This window comes from Gordonia sp. (in: high G+C Gram-positive bacteria) (genome assembly GCF_047600385.1).
In the GTDB taxonomy this organism is placed as follows: domain Bacteria; phylum Actinomycetota; class Actinomycetes; order Mycobacteriales; family Mycobacteriaceae; genus Gordonia.
This window is the reverse complement of the sequence record NZ_JASGKZ010000001.1, coordinates 1,563,426-1,585,721: the sequence shown is the minus strand read 5'-3', so window position 1 is coordinate 1,585,721 and position 22,296 is coordinate 1,563,426. Positions and strand designations below refer to the sequence as shown.

Genomic DNA, 22,296 nt, shown 5'->3' with positions numbered 1-22,296 from the left:
TAAGGAGGTGGCTCGTGAGCCGCAACGCTCCCGAACCCGACGAGGAGTTCACCGTCGAGGACGTCTCCCACGATCCCGAGCCGGGCGTCGTCGTGGAGGACGACGAGGAGCTGGTGGCCCACGTCCACGAGAGCGAGGAGCTCGCCGCCGAACAGCACGGCGACGACGAGTCCGCCGACGAATCCGATGCCGACGACGCCGCCGAGCTCAGCCCCGAGGACGAGGCCGCACGCCGCGCCGACGAGGAGAACCGCCGGGTGGCCGCGTGGCTGTCCGATCGCGCCGGACGGTTCCGGCAGAGCGCCACCGAGCTCCGGCAGGTGCTGGCCGGCGAGGCCTCGGCCAAGGCCGCCGTCGAATCGCTGCGCGCCCGGATCCCCGAACCCGAGGACGTCGAGCCCGGCCAGGTGACCGACCTGACCGCCGCGGCCTTCTTCGACGTCGACAACACGCTGGTGCACGGCGCCTCGATCGTGCTCTTCGCCCGCGGCCTGGCCGCGCGGAAGTACTTCTCGTACAACGACATCATGAAGTTCGCCTGGCAGCAGGCGAAGTTCCGGCTCACCGGCCGGGAGGACATGGACGACGTAGCCGAGGGCCGCGACAAGGCCCTCAGCTTCATCGCCGGACGCCCCACCGCTGAGTTGGTGGCGCTCGGCGAGGAGATCTACGACGAGTACATCGCCGACAAGATCTGGCCGGGCACCGAGGCGCTCGCCCAGCGGCACCTGGCCGCGGGCCAGCAGGTCTGGCTGGTCACCGCGACCCCGGTGGAGCTGGCCCAGACCATCGCCGAGCGGCTCGGTCTGACCGGGGCGCTGGGCACCGTCGCCGAGAGCGAAGACGGCGTCTTCACCGGCCGCCTGGTGGGCGACATCCTGCACGGGCCGGGCAAGGCGCACGCCATCCGCGCGCTCGCCGTCCGCGAAGGCCTGAACCTCAAACGCTGCACCGCGTACTCGGACTCCTACAACGACGTCCCGATGCTCTCCCTGGTCGGCACCGCCGTCGCGATCAATCCGGACTCGGACCTGCGCGACGTCGCCCGCGTGCGCGGCTGGGAGTCGTACGACTTCCGGACCGCCCGCAAGGCCGCCAAGTACGGCATGGGCACCGCGATGGTCCTCGGCGCCGCGACCGGCGGCGCCTTCGTGGCCGGCCGGGTGCTGCAGGAGATCACCCACAAGAACTGACGGCATCCGCCCCGGTCTCCGGGGAGACTCGCGCCGCCGGGGAGAAACCCGGTTGCTCGGCGACCGCCGCCCGGCGAGGATGGCCGCATGACCGAACCCGAGGTGCTGCGCACCCTCAAACGCAAGAAGGACCGGCGAGGCGACCGGGAACTGCTCGACGAGGTCCTCGATGCCACCTGGGTCGGGACCCTCTCCACCGTCGTCGACGGTCATCCGTGGTCGATCCCGATGACCTTCGCGCGGGTGGACGACGAGGTCCTGGTGCACGGATCGACCGGGGCCGGGGCGCTGCGCCACCTGGCGGCCGGCGCCCCGGTGACGCTCACCGTGACCGTGCTCGACGGTCTCGTCGTCGCCGACAGTCTGATGGATCACTCGGCCAACTACCGTTCGGCCGTGCTGCGCGGACGTCTGGAGCCCTGCGACGATCCGGCGGCCGCCCTCGCCGCGCTCACCGACGCGATCCTGCCCGGCAGGTCCGCGGAGCTCCCGCCGCCCTCGGCGAAAGAGGTGGCCGCCACCGTCATCCTGCGCCTGCCCATCGTGGACGGCGGCTGGATCGCCAAACGGCGCAGCGGCGGACCCGGCGAGGCCGCCGGGTGGACCGGGGTGGTGGACGTCGCCACCGGCTACGGCGAGGTACACCGTCACTCCGGCGACGAGATCCCCGAGTCGGTGCGCCGCCTCACCGGCATTGACCGGGCGCCGTTCCCGCCGGGACCTCACCGTCCCCGCGGGAACGCGCCTCAGCCGAGGTAGACGCTGCCGCGGCGGGAGAGCATGCGGAACAGCGTCTGCTGGATCTCCTCGCGGACGTGGTCGGTCAGGTCGAACACCACCATCGGGTCGTCGGCGGCGGAGACGTCGTACGACGACGTGTCGATCGGGCGACCGAAGTGGATGTGCCATTTGGACGGCAGCGGGACCAGGCCGAGCGGACCGAGCAGCGGGAACAGCGGGGTCACCGGGAAATACGGCAGGCCGAGCGCCTTCGCCAGCGGTTTGAGGTCGGCGACCATCGGGTAGATCTCCTCGGAGCCGACGATCGACATCGGGATGATCGGCGCCCGGGTGCGGATCGCGGTGGTCACGAACCCGCCGCGGCCGAACCGCTGCAGCTTGTAGCGGTCCCGGAAGGGCTTGCCGAGCCCCTTGTAGCCCTCCGGCCACACGGCGGTCAGCTCCCCCTGCCGCAGCAGGGACTCGGCGTCTTCGACGCACGCCAGGGTCGCGCCGATCCGGCGGGCCAGATCGCCCAGGACCGGAGCGTCGAACACCATGTCCGCGGCGAGCGGACGCAGGTACCGCTGGTTCGGATGGTTGTCGCGGACCGCGACCGAGGTGATCAGGCCGTCCACCGGCAGCGACCCGGCGTGGTTGCCCACCAGCAGCGCGCCGCCCGCGGCGGGCAGGTTCTCGATGCCGGTCACCTCGACGCGGAACCACTTCTGGTACACCTGCCGGATCGCCGGGAAGAAGACCGTCTCGGCGAAGTGCGGATCGAAACCGAAGTCGTCGACGGAGTATTCGCCGGTCATCCGCTCGCGGATGAAGCCGGACGTCGCGATCAGCGAGTCGGCGACGGCAGACCGGATCCCGCCGAGGCTGAACAACGGCGAGTGCCGCACCGGACCGTGCGGCGTGACGGGCTCGTCCGGCAGCACGATCTCGTTGTTGATCGGCACGATCTCGGCGCCGTCGGTGCCGAACCCGTCGGTGTTCGGATGTCCGCTGCGGGCCCTCTGTGCGCGTGGGTCCGCGGTGTACAGCGAGATCACCTTCGCGGTGCGCGCGTCTGCGGGTTCATCGAGAGAAGCCACGTGTCACCCCCTAGTGGTGTGCTTCGGTTCTGCGTTCCGGCCGGATCTTCTCCGCTCTGAGGGTCCGCCGGATGAGGTGTCCATGCTACGTGGAGGCTTCATTGAAGTGCAGTGGCGGCGGACACGGCGCGCTGTTCCAGCGATCGCCAGGTTCCCGGACCGATCAGCGGCTCGGTGCCGCCGCGCTCGATGAAGTCGTCGAGCGTCTCCATCGTGGTGTAGCTCGGGTGGAAACCGAGTTCGGCCCGCATCCGGGTGGTGTCCAGGACCCGGCCGAAGGCCAGATACCCCTCCTGCTCGCTGCGGATCGACGGGAACCGGCCCTCCCGGAGGACTCCGGCCAGCGGGGCGATCAGCCGGGGCGGCACCGGAAGCGGCACGTGGCCGGCGCGGTGCACGGCCTGAGCCATGGTCACCACGCCGTCGCCGGCCAGGTTGAAGGTGCCGCCGACCCGGTTCAACGTCGCGTGCTCCAGCGCACCCAGCGCGTCCTCCTCGTGGAGGAGCTGGAGGCGCGCCTGACGCCCGGCGGCCACCGGCACCAGCGGCAGGGCGAGGTACGCGCTCATCCGGGTCGCGATGCGCGGCCCCAGAATGGCCTGCGGACGCAGGATGGTCACCTCGATGTCCTGCCGACGGCGGGCCAGGCCGCGGGCGTAACCCTCGACGTCGAGCATGTCGCGGCCGTAGCCGCGGACGGGCTCCCGGCGCGCCGGGGTGCTCTCGGCGAAGTAGGCGGGATCGCCCGAGCTGGCGCCGTAGATCATCGCCGTGGACCGGAGGATCAGCCGTTTGACGCTCGGGGTCCGCTGGCAGGCCGCGCAGACCTGCATGGATCCGACCACGTTGAGCTCTTTGATCGCCGCCGAGTGCTCGACGGAGTCCATGATCGACGGTGCGGCGTGCACCACGGTGTCCACCTGGTAGCTGGCCAACGCCTTGGCGATCGCCGGACGACGGATGTCGAGCCGCAGGAACTCCGCGCGCCCCATCTTGCGCATCAGCGTCTTGCTGGGGATCCGGGAGTCGACGGCGACCACCCGCTCGATGCCGGGGTTCTCCGCGAGCCTGGACACCACGTACCCGCCCAGGAAGGTCGAGGCGCCGGTGACCAGCACCGAACGCGGCGGACTCGCGACGGATTGCTCAGACATGCATCAAGGGTAGGTCATCGGATGCAGCGAGGCCCGCCCAGAGCCTGGGCGGGCCTCGCTGCACATCGACTGCGGCAGATCACTTGCCGAGCTTGCGACGCTGCACGCGGGTGCGGCGAAGCAGCTTGCGGTGCTTCTTCTTCGACATGCGCTTGCGGCGCTTCTTGATCACTGAACCCATGGGGCTCTCCTAACGGTCTTTGCTGACGGTCCGTAGGCCACCGAGCCGGATCGCTCCGACTGCGGCGCTGTCGTCCCGCTCAGCACGACCGGGACCTGACACACCATTCTAACGAGGGGACCATCCAAGGTGAAATCGGGCCCCGCCGCAGGGCCCCACCGGGAGCGGCCGTATCGTCGCCGGTACTATCCGGCGTCGAAGTACGAGACCTCCAGGTATTCGTGCACGGCCTTCGCGTGAACACGGAACGAGCGGCCGACGCGAACGGCGGGCAATTCGCCGCTGTGCACCAGTCGGTACACGGTCATCTTCGAGACGCGCATGAGAGCGGCGACCTCCGCGACGGTGAGGAACTGCGATGCCGAATTGGCGTTGGCGACGCGTGCCTCAGCGAATTCGTTCCGCTCTACGGGCTTATCTGTAGCAGCCATGAATGGTTCAACCTCCGAGTTGCACGCATCGCGGCCACCGGCTTCCCCTCCGGCGAACTATTGTCACGCACGTGCTGCTTGGAGCTTAACGTTGCAGATGTGAATTAAGCGACGTGAGTGGCTGGACTTGGCGGGTCCAGCCCCTCGAAGACACCCCGAAGTGGAGCAAAACCGCTGGTAGAAGGCTTACGATTCGGAACCGCTCCGGTCCGCGGAAGCGCCGGCACCGGTCCGGGAAGTCTCAATCTCGACTCGACGTGCGGACTGCTTACTGAGCTCCGCGGCGGCCCTCGCCGCCTCGTTAGCCGCATGTCGCAGGCCGTATCGCTCGAATTCCCGCAGCGCCGCCGCGGTGGTTCCACCCGGTGAGGTGACCGCCGCCCGCAGATCCACCGGGGACATTCCGGAATCGGCCATCAACTGACCGGCGCCTTTCAGCGTCTGCGATGCCAACTCGAGCGCTTGCACTCTGGTCAGACCCAATCCGACACCCGCATCGGTAAGGGCTTCGACGAGCAGGAAGAAATAGGCCGGACCGGACCCGGAGATCGCCGTCACCGCATCCATCTGCTTCTCCGGAACCACCATCACCCTGCCGACGCTCTCCATCAGGCGCGAGGTGGCGGCCACCTGCTCGTCGGTGGCGTAGCGCCCCGCGGCGATCGCGCTCATCGCCTCGTTGACGAGCATCGGGGTGTTGGGCATCACCCGGATCACCGGAGATCCGGCGGGCAGCGCGGCCTCGTAGTGCGAGGCGGGGATACCGGCCACCAGCGTCACCGTGATCCGCTCGCTCTCCCCCGCGTCGTCGGCCCGGGACAGATCCCGGAGCACCGAGTCGACGGCCTCCGGCTTCACCGCGATCACCGCCACCTGAGCGCTCTCGGCCGCGTCCCGGACGTCGTCGGTCACCTGGATCCCGTACTCCGTGGCCAACTCCTCCCGCCGGTCGGCGGACCTCTCCACCACCACCAGGTCGCGGGTCGGCGTCCCCGAGTTGACCAGACCGGAGATCAGCGCCTCCCCGATCCGTCCTCCACCGATGATCGCGATGCGCTCGCTCATGTCCAGTACCTCCGTAGTGATCGATTGTCGTCGAGAGTGCGGGCTGCCGAATCGGTCAGCGGCCCGACGGTATCAGCGCCAGCTGCCGGGATTGCGCCACCAGGGCGCCGGAGCAGTCGACGACGACGTGGTCCTCGCTGAACATCCCCTGCCCCACCTCGGTGCTGGTCGCGGCGAACCGCAGCCAGCCGGGCCGCGGGATGCGGCGCACGAAGGTCGTGAGCTGCACCGTGGGCGCCCAACCGAACAGCCCGAGGTTCATCACCACCGGCGGCGAGATGTCGCAGACCAGCACCGGGAAGTCCAGATCCAGGTCCGCGCGCTGGGCCGGGCCGTCCTTCGGCCGGACCCATCCGCGGATCGCGGGCTCCCCGGTGGTCCCGCGCAGCACCGGGAACCAGTCGGGGTCCAGCGCCAGATCCAGCGCCGGCGCCAGATGCATCACCTTGCCGAGCGGGGAGTCGTCGATGTGGACGGCGTCGCCGGTCGGGGCCGGTGGAAGATCGTCGACCCGGAGGGCGCTGCGATGGTGCGGTTCACCGTGGTCGAGGCGGCCGAGGGTGACGCTCGACGAGACCATCAGCCGGTCGCCCTGCGTCACGTCGACGTGCGCCAGCGACACCGTCCGCCCCCGCTTGGCGATCCGCACCGCCAGCTCCACCTCCGCCGGGTCGGGGGCGGCGAGGTAGTCGCTGGACACCGCGAGCCCGGTCACGCCGTCGAGCAGGGCCGGGTCGGCGTCCGGCTCGGCGAGGTCGTGCAGGGCACGCCGCGCCGCGGACGAGACCATCATCTGCAGACTGCCGCCGTGGACCTTCGGGCCGATCGTGAAGGTCTCGGAGACCGCTCCCCGATAGCGGACGGACGCCGTGTCCTCCGAACGGTCGGTCTCGGTGAGACCGAGCAGGTCAGCCAGCGGTGTCGACATCGGTCTCCTCGACGTTGTTCCGTACCAGGTGCCGGCGCGCGAACTCCAGCGATCGGGTCAGCATGGCCGTGCGCTCGGCCTTGTCCTTGGCCGAGCCGGTGTGCACCTCGAGCACCGCCGATCCGGCGAAGTCGCTCTCGGCGATGCGGCGGCACACCTCGACCACCGGCTGCGTGCCGTCGCCCGGGATCAGGTGCTCGTCGTGCGCGGCTCCGGTGCCGTCGGTCAGGTGCAGATGCCGCAGCCCGGAGCCCATGCGCTCCAGCAGGTCGAGGGCGTTCACGCCCGCCGTCGCCGCGTGCGAGAGGTCGAGGGTGTAGTGGTCGTAGACGTCGTCGGTCGGGTCGATCGACTTGCCGAACGCCGTGGCGCTCAACCCCGGCGAACCGCCGCGTTCGGCCATCCGCTGCGCCGAACGCTCGCCGGCCCCCCAGAAGCGGTCGACCCGCATCGGGAACATGTTCTCCACGGCCACCTTGACCTCGCCTGCGGCCTCCAGCCGACGCACCAGCGCGTCGAAGCCGTGGACGTACGACCGCTGCCAGCGGAACGGCGGATGCACGACGACGGTGTCCGCCCTCAGGTCCTCCGCCGCCTGCACCGAACGCACGAGTTTGGCCGACGGGTCGCGCCCCCACACCCGCTGACTGATCAGCAGGCACGGCGCGTGCACGGACAGGACCGGGACCTGGTACTTCTGCGACAGATGGGCGACGTGCGAGACGTCTTGGCTCACCGGATCGCCCCACACCATCAACTCGATGCCGTCGTAGCCGATCTCGGCGGCGTAGGCGAAGGCCGCCTCGGTGTTCTGCGGGTAGACCGAGGCGGTCGACAGACCGATCGGGATCTCGGGATGCACGTCGTGCTACCTCGGGATCCCGTCAGACCAACAGGACGAGTGGACCGATGGTGACGATCAGTCCCACCGCGGAGGCCAGCAACGTGGTCGGGAGATCGCGTTTGCGCAGCACGTACGCGAAGGTGACGATCGCGAAGATCACCAGCACCGCGAGCACCAGCGCGAAGTAGACGTACTGCTTCCACAGCACGGTGAAACCCCAGAACAACCCGGCGCCGATCGCCAGACCGAGCACCACCTCGCCGATCAGGCCGAGCCAGCCGAGCAGCGCGGACCCGCCGCGCCTGCTCTTCGCGGACTCGGCATCGCCCTTGGCTTCGGTCTTGGTCTTGGTTTTGGCTTTGGCCGGCTTGGTCTTGGCGGGCTTGCCGGTCTTGCTCTTGGCTGGCTTGCCGCCGCGCTCGGCCTTCGCCCGGCCCTTGCGCCCGCCGGCCTTCTCGCCGGAATCGTCGGCGTCGACGACCGGCGCGGCCTTCGTCGATCCGGCCGCGGCGTCCGCCGGCTCGTCCGTCGACTCGAGCGCGGGTCCGACGACGGTGGCCGCCCCGTCCTGGGCCGCCTCGGTCTCCTCGGTCCCGTCCTCGGCGAAGCTCGCCGCGGGCTGCGGAACCGCGGTGACGACGGGCAGTTCGCCGGTGACCTCCGAGTCGTCGATGTCGTCGAGGTCGCCGGTCCGCTGCGGTCGCTCACCGGCCGGAAGATCGACGCCGACCAGATCGTCCTGCTCCACCGGCTGCAGCGTCGAAGCGGATCCGAGGGTCGCCGAGTCGATCGGGTCGAAATCGTCGTCGATCGGCGGGATGACTCCGGTGACGGCGTTCCGGGACTCGGCCGACCGCGTGGTCGGCGCGTAGGTCGGCATTCCGCTGGCGCCCACCGCCGGAGCGGTCGGCGGCGCCGGGGGCGCCGGGGGCGCACTGTACTCGGGCATGCCGGAGGCGGTGGTGTGCGGATCGACGGTCGAATCGTCGTCCTCGGCGGCCGCCCGGCGCGGCGCCGGCGATCCGGCGCGCGGGAACTCGCCCTTGCGGGCGAGCAACTCGTCGACCGTGATCTGGCGCGAATCGGCGTCCGGGTCCTTTGCCATCGGCGGCCACTCCATCCTGCTTCGTGTGCACTCGAGGAAATCTCCCCGTCGCTCCCCCAGAGTCTAGGGGGCTGTGGTCATCGGGCCTGCGGGCTCACTGTCGAGGCGACGCAGAATCACACCTTCGCGCAGCGCCCACGGGCATATCTCGAGTGTATCGACTCCCAGCGCCCGCATGGACGCCTCCGCGACGAGCGCTCCGGCGACGATCTGCGGCGCCCGATCGGCGCTCACGCCTTCGAGTTCGGCGCGGTCGGCCGTCGTCATCCGGGAGATGAACGAGATGAGCTGCCGGATGCCGTCCTGCGTCACCGCGCGGCGGACCCGCGGTCCGGCGTTCGACGGCGCGGCCCCGGTCAGCCGGGCCAGCGAACGGAAGGTCTTCGACGATCCGACGGCCAGGTTCGGTTTGCCCGGCGCCCGCAGCTCCTTCGCCGGGGCCTTGAGCTCGGCGTCGAGCCAGTCGCGGAGCACCGCGATCCGACGCCGGTCCGGCGGATCCTCGTGCAGCCACTCCCGCGTGATGCGGCCGGCGCCCAACGGCACCGAGATCGCCACCTCCGGCTCCTCGTCGAGCCCGTTGGACATCTCCAGTGAACCGCCGCCGATGTCCAGCGCCAGGATCCGGCCGGCGCTCCAGCCGTACCAGCGGCGCACCGCCAACGACGTGAGACGCGCCTCGTCCACCCCGCTGAGCACGAACACCTCCAGGCCCGAGGTCTTCTTGACCTTCCGCAGGACCTCTTCGGAGTTGGTCGCATCGCGCACCGCCGACGTCGCGAACGCCATGATCTCCCGGCACCCGGAGGATTCGGCGATCGTCGTGAACTCCTTGACGGTCGAGACCAGCGCCTGGGCGCCCTCGTCGGTCATCCGGCCGTCGTCGTCGATCTGCTCGGCCAGGCGCAGCACCGCCTTGGTCGAGCTCATCGCGGCCGGCGGTCCGCCCGCCCGGGCGTCCACCACGAGCATGTGCACCGTATTGCTGCCCACATCGAGCACTCCGAGTCTCACCGGGAACAAACTACTGCCCGAACCTCACGTATGCGAGCAGACCCCCGTACCCGAGCGGTCCGCCGGCGACGATGCCGCGACGACTACCGTGGTGTCTCGTGGCCATCGATGACGACGGCGCGCAGCCCGCGCCCGAGGTGCCGCTCGACTTCCCGCGCGAGTGGTACGAGTTCTACGACCCCGCCGACCCCGAACACCTGATCAGCGTCGACCTGACCTGGTTGCTGTCGCGGTGGTCGTGCGTGTTCGGCACCCCGGCGTGCCGCGGCATCGTCGCCGGACGCGGCGACGACGGCTGCTGCACGCACGGGGCCTATCTGACCGACGACGACGACCGCGCACGCCTGGCCGCCGGTGTCGCGATGCTCACGCCCGACGACTGGCAGTACCACGGGAAGGGGTCGGGCGCCGATCCGCTCGGCCCGCGCGGATACCTGGAGGAGGGCGACGTCGACGACGAGCCCGCCCTGAAGACGCGCACCCACAAGGGCGCGTGCATCTTCTTGAACCGTCCCGGGTTCCCGGCCGGCCAGGGCTGCTCCCTCCATGCGGTGGCGCTCAAACGCGGCATCGAGCCGCTCACCGTGAAACCGGACGTGTGCTGGCAGCTGCCGGTGCGCCGCGAGCAGGACTGGATCACCCGCCCCGACGGCACCGAGGTCCTCAAGACCGTCATCGCCGAATACGACCGGCGCGGCTGGGGCGAGGGCGGGCACGACCTGGACTGGTACTGCTCGGGTTCCCCCGACGCGCACGTCGGCGCCACCCCGGTCTACGAGTCGTACGCGCCCGAGCTCACCGAACTGCTCGGGAAGGAGGCGTACGACGAACTCGCGCGCGCCTGCCGTCTCCGGGCGAACCTCGGCATCGTCGCCGTCCACCCGGCGACCGCCGCGGCCACCCGACGCCTGTCGGTGGACCTGAAGTACGAACAGCTGTGACGGGCGGCGGCGACTGGACCGCTCAGGGCTCGAACTTGTAGCCCAGGCCGCGCAGGGTGATCAGGTGACGCGGCTGCGAGGGATCGGGCTCGATCTTGGAACGCAGGCGCTTCACGTGGACGTCGAGCGTCTTGGTGTCGCCCACGTAGTCGGCGCCCCACACCCGGTCGATGAGCTGGCTGCGGGTGAGCACGCGGCCCGCGTTGCGCAGCAGGTACTCGAGGAGGTCGAACTCCTTGAGCGGGAGCGTCACGTCCTTGCCCGCCACGGTGACGGTGTGCCGCTGCACGTCCATCCGGACCGGGCCCACCTCCAGCACCCCGGTGGCGACGTCGTCCTCTTCGGCCACGGCGCCGCCGCGGCGCAGCACCGCGCGGATCCGGGCGATCAGTTCGCGAGCCGAATACGGCTTGGTGATGTAGTCGTCGGCGCCCAGTTCCAGACCGACGACCTTGTCGATCTCGCTGTCCCGCGCGGTCACCATGATGACCGGCACCGACGACTTCGCGCGGATCACCTTGCAGATCTCGGTTCCGGACATGCCGGGCAGCATCAGGTCGAGCAGGACGATGTCCGGGCCGAGTCGTTCGAAGGCGGCGACGGCCTCGGAGCCGTCGTTGATGATGCTGGCCTCGAAGCCCTCCTTGCGGAGCAGGAAGGCCAGGGGATCGGCCAGGGCTTCCTCGTCTTCGACGATCAGTACGTGCGTCAAGGCGTGACTTCCTTAGTTGTCAGGGTCGTGCGGAAGTTGTCGGGGTCGTGCGGGGTGTCGACGAGCGGGATGTACAGGGTGAAGGTGGATCCGGTGCCGGGTTTGCTCCACAGGCCGATGTGGCCGCCGTGGCTGGCCGCGACGTGCTTCACGATCGCCAGGCCGAGGCCGGTGCCGCCGGTGGCGCGCGACCGGGCCTTGTCGACCCGGAAGAACCGTTCGAAGACGCGCTGCTGGTCCGCCGGCGCGATACCGATGCCGCGGTCGGTCACCGCGATCGCCACCATCTCCTCGCCGTCGATCTCGGTCACCTTGCGGCTGACCGAGACCACGTCGGAGGGCTGGGAGTGGTTCACGGCGTTGATGATGAGGTTGTTGAGCGCGGTGATCAGCAGCGTCCGGTCGCCGAGGACCGCGAGTCCCGACGGGCCGTCGCTCACCAGATCGATCTGCGCCACCTCGGCGCTCACCGAGGCCGAGCCGAGCGCGTCGTCGACCAGCGAGTCGATGTCGATCTCGGTGAACTGGTCGATCCGGCCCTCCTGCAGCCGCGAGAGCCCGATGAGCTCGTTGATGAGGGTGCTCATCCGGGTGGCCTCGTGGAGGACGCGATGACCGAAGTGCTCGACGGCGTCCGGGTCGTCACGGGATTCGAGCATGGCCTCGGCCATCAGACTGATGGCGCCGAGCGGGGTCTTCAGCTCGTGCGAGACGTTGGCCGCGAAGTCGCGGCGGGTGGCCTCCACCCGCAGGTTGGTCGAGTCGTCGTCACCGTAGACCAGGGCGTACCGGGAGGTCCCGTGCTCGGCGAGGTCCACCACGCAGCGCACGTTCTCGATGGTGCGCGGCATGGTGCGGCCGGTGGAGACGAACCCCATGGTGGAGACCGGCGGCACGAACTCGAAGCGCTGCTCGATGCCGGTGGTGAACACCTCGGTCACCGCGGCCGCCACCGGATCGGCGAGGCTGTCGCGCAGGAGACCCAGTTCCACGGCGCGCTGATTGAACAGCACGATCCGATGCTCGGCGTCGACGACGGCCATCCCCGACTCGGAGTGGGTCACCAGAAGATTCAGCAGACCGCCGCGGGAGACCGAACCGTCGGAGTTGTAGGTGACGGCATCTTCGTCGACGAACGCCGGGCCTGAGATGCCTTGACCGGCTTGTTCATCGGGCGCGGACAGGCTTCCGCTGGACTCGGACACAACCGGGAGTCTACGGCCAGTCAACACGGCGGAGCGAGTCCGGCGGGCCCGGTTCGGCGGGAGTTCACGAAGGATTCCCGCGGGTGTCCGGAAGGTGAACCGGCCGGTGCGCCTAGCCCGTGGCGGCCACCAGGTCGGAGTACTCCGGGTGCTTCTCGATGTACCGCACCACGTACGAGCACACCGGCACCACCTTGTTGCCGTCGGCGCGGATGTCGTCGAGCACCGTGCGGACCAGCTGCCCCGCGTAGCCGTGGCCGCCGAAACGGTCGTAGACCACGGTGTGGGTGAGTGCGATGCGGTCGCCGTCGGCGTGGCCCGCGTCGCGCGTGTAGTCGATGTATCCGACTTCGACGGGCGCGCCGTCCTCGTCGATCTCGGCGCGGTAGCGTTCGCGCTCGGCCAGATGCGTCACCGTGATTGCCCCGTCAGTCATGACTCCAATGTAGCGGAGGTCACCCCCCGATGCCGGGGCCATGACGGGCCCGGCGCGTTCTGCGGACCAAAGTCCCCAGAACGCGCCGGAGGTCTCTTACTTGTTGCCCTGGGCGGCCACGGCGGCGGCGCCTGCGGCGGCGGCCTCCGGGTCGAGGTAGGCGCCGCTCGGAGCCAGCGGATCACCGCTCGGGGCCACCGCGCGGAGCTCGTCGGTCACCTCGTAGACCAGCGGGTTCCCGGTCGGGATGTTCAGCTGCGCGATGTCCTCGTCGGAGATCTGGTCGAGGTGCTTGACCAGGGCGCGCAGCGAGTTGCCGTGCGCGGCGACGAGGACGTTCTTGCCCACCTTGAGGTCGGCGCCGATGGTCTCGGAGAAATACGGGATAAGCCGCTTGACGACGTCGAGCAGGCACTCGGTCAACGGGACCTCGATGTCGGCGTACCGCGGGTCGCCCACCTGGCTGTACTCGGCGTCGGCCTCGATGGCGGGCGGCGGGGTGTCGTAGCTGCGGCGCCACAGCATGAACTGCTCGTCGCCGTACTTGGCCTTGGTCTCGGCCTTGTTCAGGCCCTGCAGGGCGCCGTAGTGACGCTCGTTGAGGCGCCAGTCGCGGACCACCGGGATCCAGTGACGGTCGGCGTTGTCCAGGGCGATCTGCGCGGTGACGATCGCGCGGCGCAGCAGCGACGTGTAGAGGACGTCCGGCAGCAGACCCTGCTCGGCGAGGAGTTCACCGGCGCGCACCGCTTCGGCGCGGCCCTTGTCGGTGAGATCGACGTCCACCCAGCCGGTGAACTGGTTGGAGGCGTTCCACTCGGACTCGCCGTGACGCATCAGGATCAGCTTGCCGTTGCTCATGGGTCACAGTTTCCCATACCCGGATCAGTCCGTCCGGCCGGTGTCGTATTGCGCGAACACCATCTGCAGCAAGGTGACGACGAAGGACATGACCAGCAGCGGGATCGCGAACAGCAACGAGCCCCAGAACTCCGACCAGTTCACCAGGCCGAGGAAGGCCACCACGACCAGCGCCCCGAGCATGAGCCACGACACCCGGGTCGCCGACGCCAGCGCGGCCAGCGCCGGCGGTCCGGCCAGCACGGCCCCGATGACGACGAGCGGCCACACTCCGACCGCGTGGTACATCGGGATGTCGCACGTCGCGTCCGGCATCTTGCGGCACCCCAGCGACCACCTCCCCGCCGGCCCCAGCGCCGTCCACACCGCGTAGGCCAGCGCGATCCCCGCCAGCACGATCCAGCTCACCCGCATGGCCTTCATTCGACGACCCCGGGAACACCGTGGGCCGCCCCGCCGCCGGAGAACCGGAACATCGTCTGGAACCCGGTCACGAACAGCGCGACGATCAGCATCGGGATCGCGAAGAGGAGCGTGCCCCAGAACTCGGCCCAGTGGGCGAGGCCGAGGAAGGCGATCACGCCCAGTCCGACGACCGTCAGCCACGACACCCACGTCCGCATCGCCAGCGCCGCGATCAGCGGCGGCGCGACCAGTATCAGGCCGATCTCGAGCGCCGGCCAGATCCCGAACACGTGGTACAGCGGGCTCTCGCACGTCGCTCCGGTCGGGGCGTAGGACGGCATCGGCCCCTCGCCTTGCCGGCAGCCCAGCGATCCCGCCGACGCCGGCCCGAACGCCGTCCACACCGTGTAGACCAGGGCGCTTCCCGCCAGCACGATCCAACTCACCCGCACGGACTTCACCGGACGGACCCGAGCGGTGTGCGCCCCTCGGCCGTCGTACGACCGGAACGCCGTCTGGACCAGGGTCACGACCAGGGCGAAGAGCAGCATCGGTCCGGCGAAACGCAGCATGCTCGTGGATTCGGACATGTGCACGCCGCCGAGAAGGGCGGCCGCGCCCAGTCCGACGACCGCCAGCCACGACACCCGGATCCGCATCGCCAGCGCCGCCACCAACGGCGGCCCGATCAGCACCAGTCCGACTCCGAGGAGCGACCAGACCCCGAGAACCTGATCCGTCGAACTCTCGCATGACGTACCCGACGGATACCGAGGGCCGCCCTTCCCGCAGCCCGACGCCCCCGCCGACTCGAACGCCGCCCACACCGTGTAGACCAGGGCGCTCCCCGCCAGCACGATCCAACCCACGCGCACTCCGCGCATACCCCACTCCTCGCCTCCCCGACGCGTCTCACCCTGTCACACCACCGGTCGAGAACGACTCCGCACGGAGAGAGTCGGACCGAGGCGTCGGCCGAGGACCGCGTCGAAGGAGCTCCGGCGCGCAGAACTCAAGAGCCCTTCGACTCGCAGGCTCGGGGAACGGTCGGCCCGGGTCTCGACTCCGCTCGACCAGCGAAGGGGACCGCCCCCGAACGGAGTCGACCCCTCAAAGGGGACCGCCCCTCGAACGGAGTCGACCCTCGAAGGGGACCGCCCCTAGAGCGGAATCGACCCTCGAAGGAGATCGCCCCTCGAGCGGAATCGCCCGGCGCAGGGACTCGACCGGCGGGAGGAAACCGACCGGGAGACGACTCCGGGCCGGGCCCGCGAGGAATCGCGGAGCACCGGCCCGGGGTCGTCGTACGACTTACTTACGCAGATCCTTGCGCAGGATCTTGCCCGCGGCCGACTTCGGGATCTGGGCGATGAACTCCACCTGGCGCACCTTCTTGTACGGCGCGACGTTCTCGGCGGTGAACTCCATGACCTCCTCGGCGGTCAGCTCCTGGCCCTCCTGGACCACGACGAACGCCTTCGGCACCTCCTCGCCCTCCTCGTCGAGCGCACCGACGCACGCGACGTCGGCGATCTTCGGGTGGGTCAGCAGCAGCGCCTCGAGCTCGGCCGGCGGCACCTGGTAGCCCTTGTACTTGATGAGCTCCTTGAGCCGGTCGACGATGGTGACGCAGCCGGTCGCGTCGACGGTCGCCATGTCGCCGGTGTGCAGGAAGCCGTCGGCGTCGATGGTCTCGGCGGTCGCCTGCTCGTTGTTCAGGTAGCCGATCATCACGTTCGGGCCCTTGACCCACAGCTCGCCCGCCGCGGAGACGCCCTCGGCCGGGATCCCGATCTCGGAGCCGTCGGCCGGGTCGATGAGCTTGTTCTCGGTGTTCGGGACGGCCCAGCCCACCGAGGCCAGCGGAGCCTCGACGCCGCGCGACTGCTCGCCGCCGTCGGCCGGGATCATGTGGCTGACCGGCGAGAGCTCGCTCATGCCGTAACCCTGCAGCATGCGCAGGTTCAGGCGCTCGGCGACAGCCTTGCCCAGTTCGCCGTCGAGCGGCGCGGCGCCGGAGAGCATGGTGGTGAGCGACGACAGGTCGTACTTGTCGACGACCGGGTGCTTGGCCAGGGCGACGGCGACCGGCGGCGCGATGAACGCCTGGGTCACCTTGTGGTCCTGGATGCCCTGCAGGAACTCCAGCAGGTCGAAGCGCGGCATGATGAACAGCGCGGCGCGGGCCTTGAGCGCCGAGTTGAGCAGCACGGTCATGCCGTAGATGTGGAAGAACGGCAGGACGGCGAGGACGACGTCCTCCTCGGTCATGCCGTTGAGCGGCTCGATCTGCGCGACGTTGGCCACCAGGTTGCGGTGGCTGAGCATGACGCCCTTCGGGTTGCCGGTGGTGCCCGAGCTGTACGGCAGGACGGCCAGGTGGGTGGCCGGGTCGAACGAGACCTCCGGGGCGGGCAGTCCGGCACCGAGCAGGTCGGCCGCGTTCGGGTGACCGTCGGCGCCGGCCTCGCCCTCGCCGTCCAGGATGATGACGTTCGCGGCGGGGATGCCCACCTCGGCGGCCGCCTCCTTGGCCTGCGGGGCCATCAGCGAGATGGTGATCAGCATCTTGGCCTTGGAGTCGACCAGCTGCTTGGCGATGTCCTTCTCGGTGAACAGCGCGTTCAGCGTGGTCGCCGTGGCGCCGGCACGGAGGATGCCGTGGAAGACGGTCGCGAAGGCCGGGATGTTCGGCGACAGCACCGCGACGACGTCGCCGACGGCGATCCCGCGGGCGGCCAGGGCACCGGCGGCCGCGTCGATCGAGCCGATCAGCTGTCCGTAGGTGGTGGCCGCACCGGTACGGGCGTCGATCAGCGCGGTGCGCTCCAGGTCGGCATCGGCGATCGAGCCGAACAGGTAGTCGTAGACGCTGACGTTCGGGATCTCGACGTCGTCGTACGGATTGCGGAAGCTCATGGACATCCTCCAGTAGTGAGTTGCGGCACGATCGTATCAATAACGATTGTCACGGTCAGATGGGTCACCCCGCCCGAGGCGACAGTGTCGGGTCACAGCTTAGACAATCCGACGAACCACACGTACGGAACGAACGCTCAGTCGACGACGCCCCCGCCGGCCGAGGCCTCGTCGACCGAGGTCGGGGCGCCGTCGTCGAGCGGCCCGATCTCGGGCAGCTTCGACTCGTCGATCAAATGCGCGAAGGCCCGCAGGTTCGCCATCGGTTCCCCGCGGGCGGTGCGCCAGGCCCACTCCCGGTGGATCGAGGTGAGGAAACCGATCTCGAGCAGCTTGTTGAAATCACCGTCGGCCGCCTCCAGGACCTGCCCGAGCACCCGGTCGACCTCCGAGCCGGTCAGCGCCTCCGCGGAGATCCGCCCGATCAGATAGACGTCGCCGACGTTGTCGAGGGTGTAGGCCACCCCGTAGAGACGCCGGTTGCGCAGCAGCAGATAGCGGTAGAACGCCTGATGGTTCTCGTCGGCCCGGCGGCAGACGAACGCCTCCACGCGCACCCCGTGCACCCCCGCGGTCAGCAGCACGGTGGTCTTGAGCTTGCGCTCACCCGGCAGTTCGACGACCACGTGCTCGGCCTTCGCGCCGCCGGAGTCCTTGCGCACGTAATCGATGCCCGATTCGGTGAGCACCGCCTCCAGGGTCGTCAGATTCCGTTCGGTGGGATCGGTCATCCTGCCATCCTCGGTCGGGGCTTGAGCCAGCCGCGGCGTCTGCGGCCCAGCGGGGAACGGCGCGGGAAGCCCGCCATCGCCGCACCGTACGACGTGAGCAGCGCATCGACGGTGTGCTCCCACGAGAAGGCCTGCGCGTGTGCGGGCGCGGCGGCGGCGTAGCGCTCCAGGCCGGCGGGGTCGTCGAGCATCGCCTTCAGTTCGCGCGTCCAGACGTCGATGTCGTGCCCGGCGACGAGACGGCCGGTGACGCCGTCCCGCACCGCCACCCCGAGTCCGCCGACGTCGGCCGCGATCACCGGCACACCGCATGCCTGCGCCTCCACGGCCACCAGGCCGAAACTCTCGGAGTAGCTGGGCACGGCCACCAGGTTCGACGCGGCGAAGACGTTCGCCAGATCGACCGGCGCCTGCGGCGGCAGGAAGGTCACCCGGTCCGCGACGCCCAGGTCACGCGCGAGATCGGCCAGCGCCGTCGGCCGCTCCAGACCCGTGCCGGACGGTCCGCCGACGATCAGCAGGCGCAGCCGACCGGTGGGGTCGGCGCGGATCAGCGGCGCCGCCGCCGCGAGCAGCACGTCCGGCGCCTTGAGCGGTTGGATACGTCCGACGAAGGTCACCAGCACGTCGTCGGGGTCGAGCCCCAGCGCTGCCCGGGCCTGCGCGCGCGGCCGCGGCGAGTAACAGTCCAGGTCCACGCCGGGGACCACGACGTCGATCTTGGCGGGGTTCGCGGCGTAGAACTCGACGAGTTCGGACGCCTCGGCACGGGTGTTCGCGATCAGCCGATCGGCTTCGGCCACCACCTGCTGTTCGCCGATCACCCGCCCCATCGGCTCGGCGGTGTCGCCGTCGGCGAGCGAGGTGTTCTTCACCGCGGCCAGCGTGTGGGCCGTGTGCACCAGCGGCACCTGCCAGCGATCGCGGGCCAGCCAGCCGACCTGGCCGGAGAGCCAGTAGTGAGAGTGGATCAGGTCGTAGTAGCCGCGCGGATGCGCGGCCTCGGCGCGCAGCACGCCGGCCGAGAACGCGCACAGCTGGCCGGGCAGGTCACGTTTGTCGAGGCCGTCGAACGGCCCGGCCACCACGTTGCGCACGGTCACGCCGGGGGCCGCCTCCACCAGCGGTTCGTCCGACGACGACGTGGCCCGGGTGAAGATCTCCACCTCGATGCCGCGGCGCGCGAGACGTCGTGCCGTCTGCCAGACGTAGACGTTGAGTCCGCCCGCATCCCCGGTCCCCGGTTGCGCCAACGGGGAGGTGTGCACCGAGATCAGAGCGAGGCGGCGCGGGCGCGGGACACCGGTCATGGATCCAGACTAAGACATGCTTCCCGGCGGTCGGCCCGCGCCGGGTCCTCCCCGACGGGACCGATGTCATGCACCGATCGCTATTGGTCGTCGGCGGGCGCCGAACCTAGACTCCATGCTGGACACGATTGTCATTATCGAAAGGCTGGGCCGTCGATGCACGCCACTCCCTCCCGCCGCAGCACCCTGCGTCGTCTCGCCGCAGCCTCGCTGGTCGGCGCCACCGCCTTCGCCGCGGTCGCCTGCGGCAGCGGCGACGACGCGCCCGCGCAGACCGACTCCCCCACCGTCGTCGCCTCCACCGACGTCTGGGGCTCCGTCGCGAGCGCCGTCGTCGGCGACCGCGGCACGGTCACCGCGCTGTTCAACTCCCCCGGCTCCGACCCGCACGAGTTCGAGCCGTCGATCGCCGACACCGCCAAGATCGAGGACGCCGACGTCCTGGTCTACAACGGCCTCGACTACGACGCCTACATGGAGAAGGCCGCCGGGTCCTCCAAGGCGTACCAGGTGAACGCCGTCTCCCTGCTGCCCGGCGGCGCCGGAGAGTCCGCCGAGGACGATCACGATCACGACGAGCACGGTGATCACGACGAGCACGGCGAGGAAGGGCACCACCACGACCACGCCGTCAACGAACACGTCTTCTACGACCTCGAGGTGGTCGGCCTGGTCGCGGACGAGACCGCCGCCGAACTGAGCAAGGTCTCCCCGAAGAACGCCTCGTACTACAAGGACAACGCCGCGAAGTTCACCACCGGGCTCAAGGGGCTGCGGGACCGGCTGACCGCGCTCAAGACCCGTGCCGCCGGCGCGAAGGTCGCCGCCACCGAGCCGCTGGCCCACTATCTGCTCGACGATGCAGGCCTGACCGACGTCGCCCCGCCCGCCTTCACCGCCGCCGTCGAAGACGGTCAGTCGCCGTCCGCCGCCGACGTCGCGGCGTTCGACGATCTGCTGAAGAAGCGTGAGGTCCGCGCCCTGATCTACAACACCCAGGCCGTGGATCCGGCGACCGAAGCGCTGCTGAAGCTCGCCGGCGAGACCAAGATCCCGGTGGTCGAGGTCACCGAATCCCTGCCGCGGGGCGTCACCGGATACCTGGACTGGCAGTCCACGCAGATCCAGCGCCTCGAACAGGCCCTCAACGGATGAGTCCGGTCGTCGAGTTCTCCCGGGCCACGGTCGCCGTCGGCGAGCGGGTCCTCTGGCGCGGGCTGGATCTGGCCGTCGAGCCCGGCGAGTTCATCGCGGTGCTCGGCCCCAACGGCTCGGGCAAGACCACCCTGCTGCGCACGATCCTGGGGCGGCTCCCCCTGACCTCGGGGTCGCTGACCGTGCACGGACGGCTCGGTTACGTGCCGCAGCAGCACGCCGACGACTCCGACACCATGTCCCTGCGCGGCCGCGACCTGGTCGGTTTCGGGGTCGACGGCACATCGTGGGGAATCGGGTGGCGGCGGCGCCGGGAGCGCGCCCGCCGCGTCGACGCGGCCGTCGCCGAGGTCCATGCGCAGCGCTACGCCGACCAGCCGTTCGGGCTGCTCTCCGGCGGCGAACAGCAGCGACTGCGCATCGCCCAGTCGCTGACCGACGACCCCGCGCTCCTGCTGTGCGACGAACCCCTCGCCAGCCTGGACCTGCGCAACCAGCGCACCGTCGTCGACCTCCTCGACGAACGACGACGACGCCGTGACACCGCGATCCTGTTCGTGACGCACGAGATCAATCCGGTGCTCCCGTTCGTCGACCGGGTGCTCTACCTGGTCGACGGCGCCTTCCGGATCGGCACCGTCACCGAGGTGATGAACTCCGAGACCCTCTCGGACCTGTACGGCAGCCGCGTCGAGGTGATCGAGATCGCCGACCGCCTGGTCGTGGTCGGCGCCGACGGCGACCATCCCCACTGCACCGAGCACACCGACGACAGCGAGGACCCCCGAGTGATCGCCCGATGACCACGTATCCGCTCGCCGCCGGGATCGGCGACTTCTGGAACTTCTCGCAGACCGTCGATCTGCTGGGCCGGACCTTCGTCCAGCAGTCGCTGCTGGCGCTGGCGCTGCTCGGCCTGGTCGGCGGGCTGCTCGGGCCGATGATCGTGGCCCGGCAGATGAGCTTCGCCGTGCACGGCGCCGCGGAGCTCTCGTTCACCGGCGCCGCCGCGGCGCTGCTCGCCGGAGTCAGCGTGCAGGCCGGCGGCGTGATCGGCGCCGTGCTGGCCGCGGCGGTGTTCGGCTGGCTCGGCAACCGCGCCCGCGAACGCGACTCGGTGATCGGCGTCGTCATGGCGTTCGGGCTGGGCCTCGGCGTGCTCTTCCTGCACCTGCACGGCCGGGCCGGGACCGGGTTCGCCCTGCTCACCGGTCAGGTGGTGAGCGTCGGCTCCGGCGGGTTGATCGCCGTGTCGATCACCGCCGCGGTGGTGCTCGCCGTGCTCGCGGTGATCTACCGGCCGCTGCTGTTCGCGAGCCTGGATCCGCGGGTGGCCACCGCGAACGGCGTCCCGATGCGGACGCTGTCGGTGGTGTTCGCGATCCTCGTCGGGCTCGCCGCCGCCCAGGGCGTGCAGATCATCGGCGCCCTGCTGGTGATGTCGCTTCTGATCACCCCGGCCGCGGCCGCCGCCCGCCTCACCGCGTCGCCGACCCGGCAGGTCGTCCTGTCGGTCGCCTTCGCGCTGCTCGCCTCGGTGGGCGGACTGATCCTGTCACTGGCCCCCGAACTGCCCGTGTCGGTGCTGGTCACGACGATCTCGTTCGTGATCTACCTGATCTGCCGGGCCGTCGGGATGCGCGCCCGCGACTGAGGACGTCGCCCCGGTCTCGACTCCGCTCGACCACCGAGCGGACTCGCTCGACCAGCGAAAGAACTCGCCTGACTGCGCAGACGCGCCTTTCGAGGAGCGCGCGACGCCCCTTCCATGTTCGAGACGCCCCTTTCGATCATCGAGAGGCTTCTTTCGATGATCGAGACACCCCTTTCGGGGAGCGAGACACCCCTTTCGATGATCGAGCGGAGTCGAGATCCCCGCCCGCCCG

24 protein-coding genes are annotated in these 22,296 nt (G+C 69.9%); 6 read left to right on the top strand and 18 right to left on the bottom strand.

The features are described 5' to 3' along the window. The first annotated feature begins 14 nt into the window (after nucleotides 1-14). Both QM809_RS06985 and QM809_RS06980 read left to right on the top strand, forming a co-directional pair. A complete protein-coding gene (locus QM809_RS06985) occupies nucleotides 15-1,193 on the top strand; it encodes an HAD family hydrolase (protein ID WP_415045082.1) in 1,179 nt (392 codons plus the stop codon). Nucleotides 1,194-1,280: 87 nt separating this feature from the next. Beyond that, on the top strand, nucleotides 1,281-1,952 hold the full coding sequence (locus QM809_RS06980) for a pyridoxamine 5'-phosphate oxidase family protein (RefSeq protein WP_415045081.1): 672 nt from the start codon (nucleotides 1,281-1,283) through the stop codon (nucleotides 1,950-1,952). Here QM809_RS06980 and QM809_RS06975 read toward each other — a convergent pair. The 9 genes from QM809_RS06975 to QM809_RS06935 form a co-directional block, all read right to left on the bottom strand. Beyond that, on the bottom strand, nucleotides 1,940-2,971 hold the full coding sequence (locus tag QM809_RS06975) for a lysophospholipid acyltransferase family protein (protein WP_415047029.1): 1,032 nt from the start codon (nucleotides 2,969-2,971) through the stop codon (nucleotides 1,940-1,942). The genes QM809_RS06980 and QM809_RS06975 overlap by 13 nt on opposite strands. Nucleotides 2,972-3,111: 140 nt before the next feature. Next, on the bottom strand, nucleotides 3,112-4,167 hold the full coding sequence (locus QM809_RS06970) for an NAD-dependent epimerase/dehydratase family protein (RefSeq protein WP_415045080.1): 1,056 nt from the start codon (nucleotides 4,165-4,167) through the stop codon (nucleotides 3,112-3,114). A gap of 79 nt (nucleotides 4,168-4,246) precedes the next feature. Further along, nucleotides 4,247-4,348, bottom strand: coding sequence for a 30S ribosomal protein bS22 (locus QM809_RS06965; RefSeq protein WP_003402602.1), 102 nt, complete (start codon nucleotides 4,346-4,348; stop codon nucleotides 4,247-4,249). 185 nt (nucleotides 4,349-4,533) lie between these two features. After that, complete coding sequence (locus QM809_RS06960) at nucleotides 4,534-4,779, bottom strand: helix-turn-helix domain-containing protein (RefSeq protein WP_415045079.1); 246 nt, start codon at nucleotides 4,777-4,779, stop codon at nucleotides 4,534-4,536. Nucleotides 4,780-4,965: 186 nt separating this feature from the next. Beyond that, complete coding sequence (gene proC / locus QM809_RS06955; RefSeq protein ID WP_415045078.1) at nucleotides 4,966-5,844, bottom strand: pyrroline-5-carboxylate reductase; 879 nt, start codon at nucleotides 5,842-5,844, stop codon at nucleotides 4,966-4,968. Nucleotides 5,845-5,899: 55 nt separating this feature from the next. Beyond that, the gene (locus tag QM809_RS06950; protein WP_415045077.1) at nucleotides 5,900-6,772 is read right to left on the bottom strand and encodes a thioesterase family protein; all 873 of its coding nucleotides are present in this window, start codon (nucleotides 6,770-6,772) and stop codon (nucleotides 5,900-5,902) included. Beyond that, on the bottom strand, nucleotides 6,753-7,634 hold the full coding sequence (locus QM809_RS06945) for a sugar phosphate isomerase/epimerase family protein (RefSeq protein WP_415045076.1): 882 nt from the start codon (nucleotides 7,632-7,634) through the stop codon (nucleotides 6,753-6,755). Before QM809_RS06945 ends, QM809_RS06950 begins: the two co-directional genes overlap by 20 nt. Nucleotides 7,635-7,656: 22 nt before the next feature. Then, complete coding sequence (locus QM809_RS06940) at nucleotides 7,657-8,721, bottom strand: hypothetical protein (protein WP_415045075.1); 1,065 nt, start codon at nucleotides 8,719-8,721, stop codon at nucleotides 7,657-7,659. Nucleotides 8,722-8,784: 63 nt separating this feature from the next. Next, on the bottom strand, nucleotides 8,785-9,735 hold the full coding sequence (locus QM809_RS06935) for a hypothetical protein (protein ID WP_415045074.1): 951 nt from the start codon (nucleotides 9,733-9,735) through the stop codon (nucleotides 8,785-8,787). Between the two features lie 98 nt (nucleotides 9,736-9,833). Here QM809_RS06935 and QM809_RS06930 point away from each other — a divergent pair, with 98 nt between their 5' ends. Further along, a complete protein-coding gene (locus QM809_RS06930; protein WP_415045073.1) occupies nucleotides 9,834-10,676 on the top strand; it encodes a hypothetical protein in 843 nt (280 codons plus the stop codon). Nucleotides 10,677-10,698: 22 nt separating this feature from the next. Here QM809_RS06930 and QM809_RS06925 read toward each other — a convergent pair whose 3' ends face one another. The 9 genes from QM809_RS06925 to mshA all read right to left on the bottom strand — a co-directional run bounded on the left by QM809_RS06925 (nucleotide 10,699) and on the right by mshA (nucleotide 19,255). Next, nucleotides 10,699-11,388, bottom strand: a complete 690-nt coding sequence (locus QM809_RS06925; protein ID WP_415045072.1) for a winged helix-turn-helix domain-containing protein — start codon at nucleotides 11,386-11,388, stop codon at nucleotides 10,699-10,701. Continuing rightward, nucleotides 11,385-12,593 (bottom strand): sensor histidine kinase, encoded by a 1,209-nt coding sequence (locus tag QM809_RS06920; protein ID WP_415045071.1) that lies wholly within the window; start codon nucleotides 12,591-12,593, stop codon nucleotides 11,385-11,387. Before QM809_RS06920 ends, QM809_RS06925 begins: the two co-directional genes overlap by 4 nt. 112 nt (nucleotides 12,594-12,705) lie before the next feature. Then, nucleotides 12,706-13,029 carry a GNAT family N-acetyltransferase gene (locus QM809_RS06915; protein WP_415045070.1) on the bottom strand — a complete coding sequence of 108 codons (324 nt, stop codon included), beginning with the start codon at nucleotides 13,027-13,029 and terminating at the stop codon, nucleotides 12,706-12,708. 96 nt (nucleotides 13,030-13,125) lie between these two features. After that, nucleotides 13,126-13,890 carry a phosphoglyceromutase gene (locus QM809_RS06910; protein ID WP_415045069.1) on the bottom strand — a complete coding sequence of 255 codons (765 nt, stop codon included), beginning with the start codon at nucleotides 13,888-13,890 and terminating at the stop codon, nucleotides 13,126-13,128. Between the two features lie 24 nt (nucleotides 13,891-13,914). Continuing rightward, the gene (locus QM809_RS06905; protein WP_415045067.1) at nucleotides 13,915-14,304 is read right to left on the bottom strand and encodes an ABC transporter permease; all 390 of its coding nucleotides are present in this window, start codon (nucleotides 14,302-14,304) and stop codon (nucleotides 13,915-13,917) included. Between the two features lie 5 nt (nucleotides 14,305-14,309). After that, nucleotides 14,310-15,179, bottom strand: coding sequence for a hypothetical protein (locus QM809_RS06900; RefSeq protein WP_415045066.1), 870 nt, complete (start codon nucleotides 15,177-15,179; stop codon nucleotides 14,310-14,312). 427 nt (nucleotides 15,180-15,606) lie between these two features. Further along, complete coding sequence (locus QM809_RS06895) at nucleotides 15,607-17,214, bottom strand: AMP-binding protein (RefSeq protein ID WP_415045065.1); 1,608 nt, start codon at nucleotides 17,212-17,214, stop codon at nucleotides 15,607-15,609. Nucleotides 17,215-17,351: 137 nt separating this feature from the next. Beyond that, on the bottom strand, nucleotides 17,352-17,945 hold the full coding sequence (locus QM809_RS06890) for a YbjN domain-containing protein (RefSeq protein WP_415045063.1): 594 nt from the start codon (nucleotides 17,943-17,945) through the stop codon (nucleotides 17,352-17,354). Then, a complete protein-coding gene (mshA, locus tag QM809_RS06885) occupies nucleotides 17,942-19,255 on the bottom strand; it encodes a D-inositol-3-phosphate glycosyltransferase (protein WP_415045062.1) in 1,314 nt (437 codons plus the stop codon). The genes QM809_RS06890 and mshA overlap by 4 nt, the downstream gene beginning before the upstream one ends. A 156-nt stretch (nucleotides 19,256-19,411) precedes the next feature. Here mshA and QM809_RS06880 point away from each other — a divergent pair, with 156 nt between their 5' ends. The 3 genes from QM809_RS06880 to QM809_RS06870 are packed head-to-tail and all read left to right on the top strand — an operon-like array spanning nucleotide 19,412 to nucleotide 22,064. Beyond that, on the top strand, nucleotides 19,412-20,410 hold the full coding sequence (locus tag QM809_RS06880; protein WP_415045061.1) for a metal ABC transporter solute-binding protein, Zn/Mn family: 999 nt from the start codon (nucleotides 19,412-19,414) through the stop codon (nucleotides 20,408-20,410). Then, nucleotides 20,407-21,213 carry a metal ABC transporter ATP-binding protein gene (locus QM809_RS06875; RefSeq protein WP_415045060.1) on the top strand — a complete coding sequence of 269 codons (807 nt, stop codon included), beginning with the start codon at nucleotides 20,407-20,409 and terminating at the stop codon, nucleotides 21,211-21,213. Before QM809_RS06880 ends, QM809_RS06875 begins: the two co-directional genes overlap by 4 nt. Then, nucleotides 21,210-22,064, top strand: a complete 855-nt coding sequence (locus tag QM809_RS06870) for a metal ABC transporter permease (RefSeq protein WP_415045059.1) — start codon at nucleotides 21,210-21,212, stop codon at nucleotides 22,062-22,064. Before QM809_RS06875 ends, QM809_RS06870 begins: the two co-directional genes overlap by 4 nt. Nucleotides 22,065-22,296 lie beyond the last annotated feature (232 nt).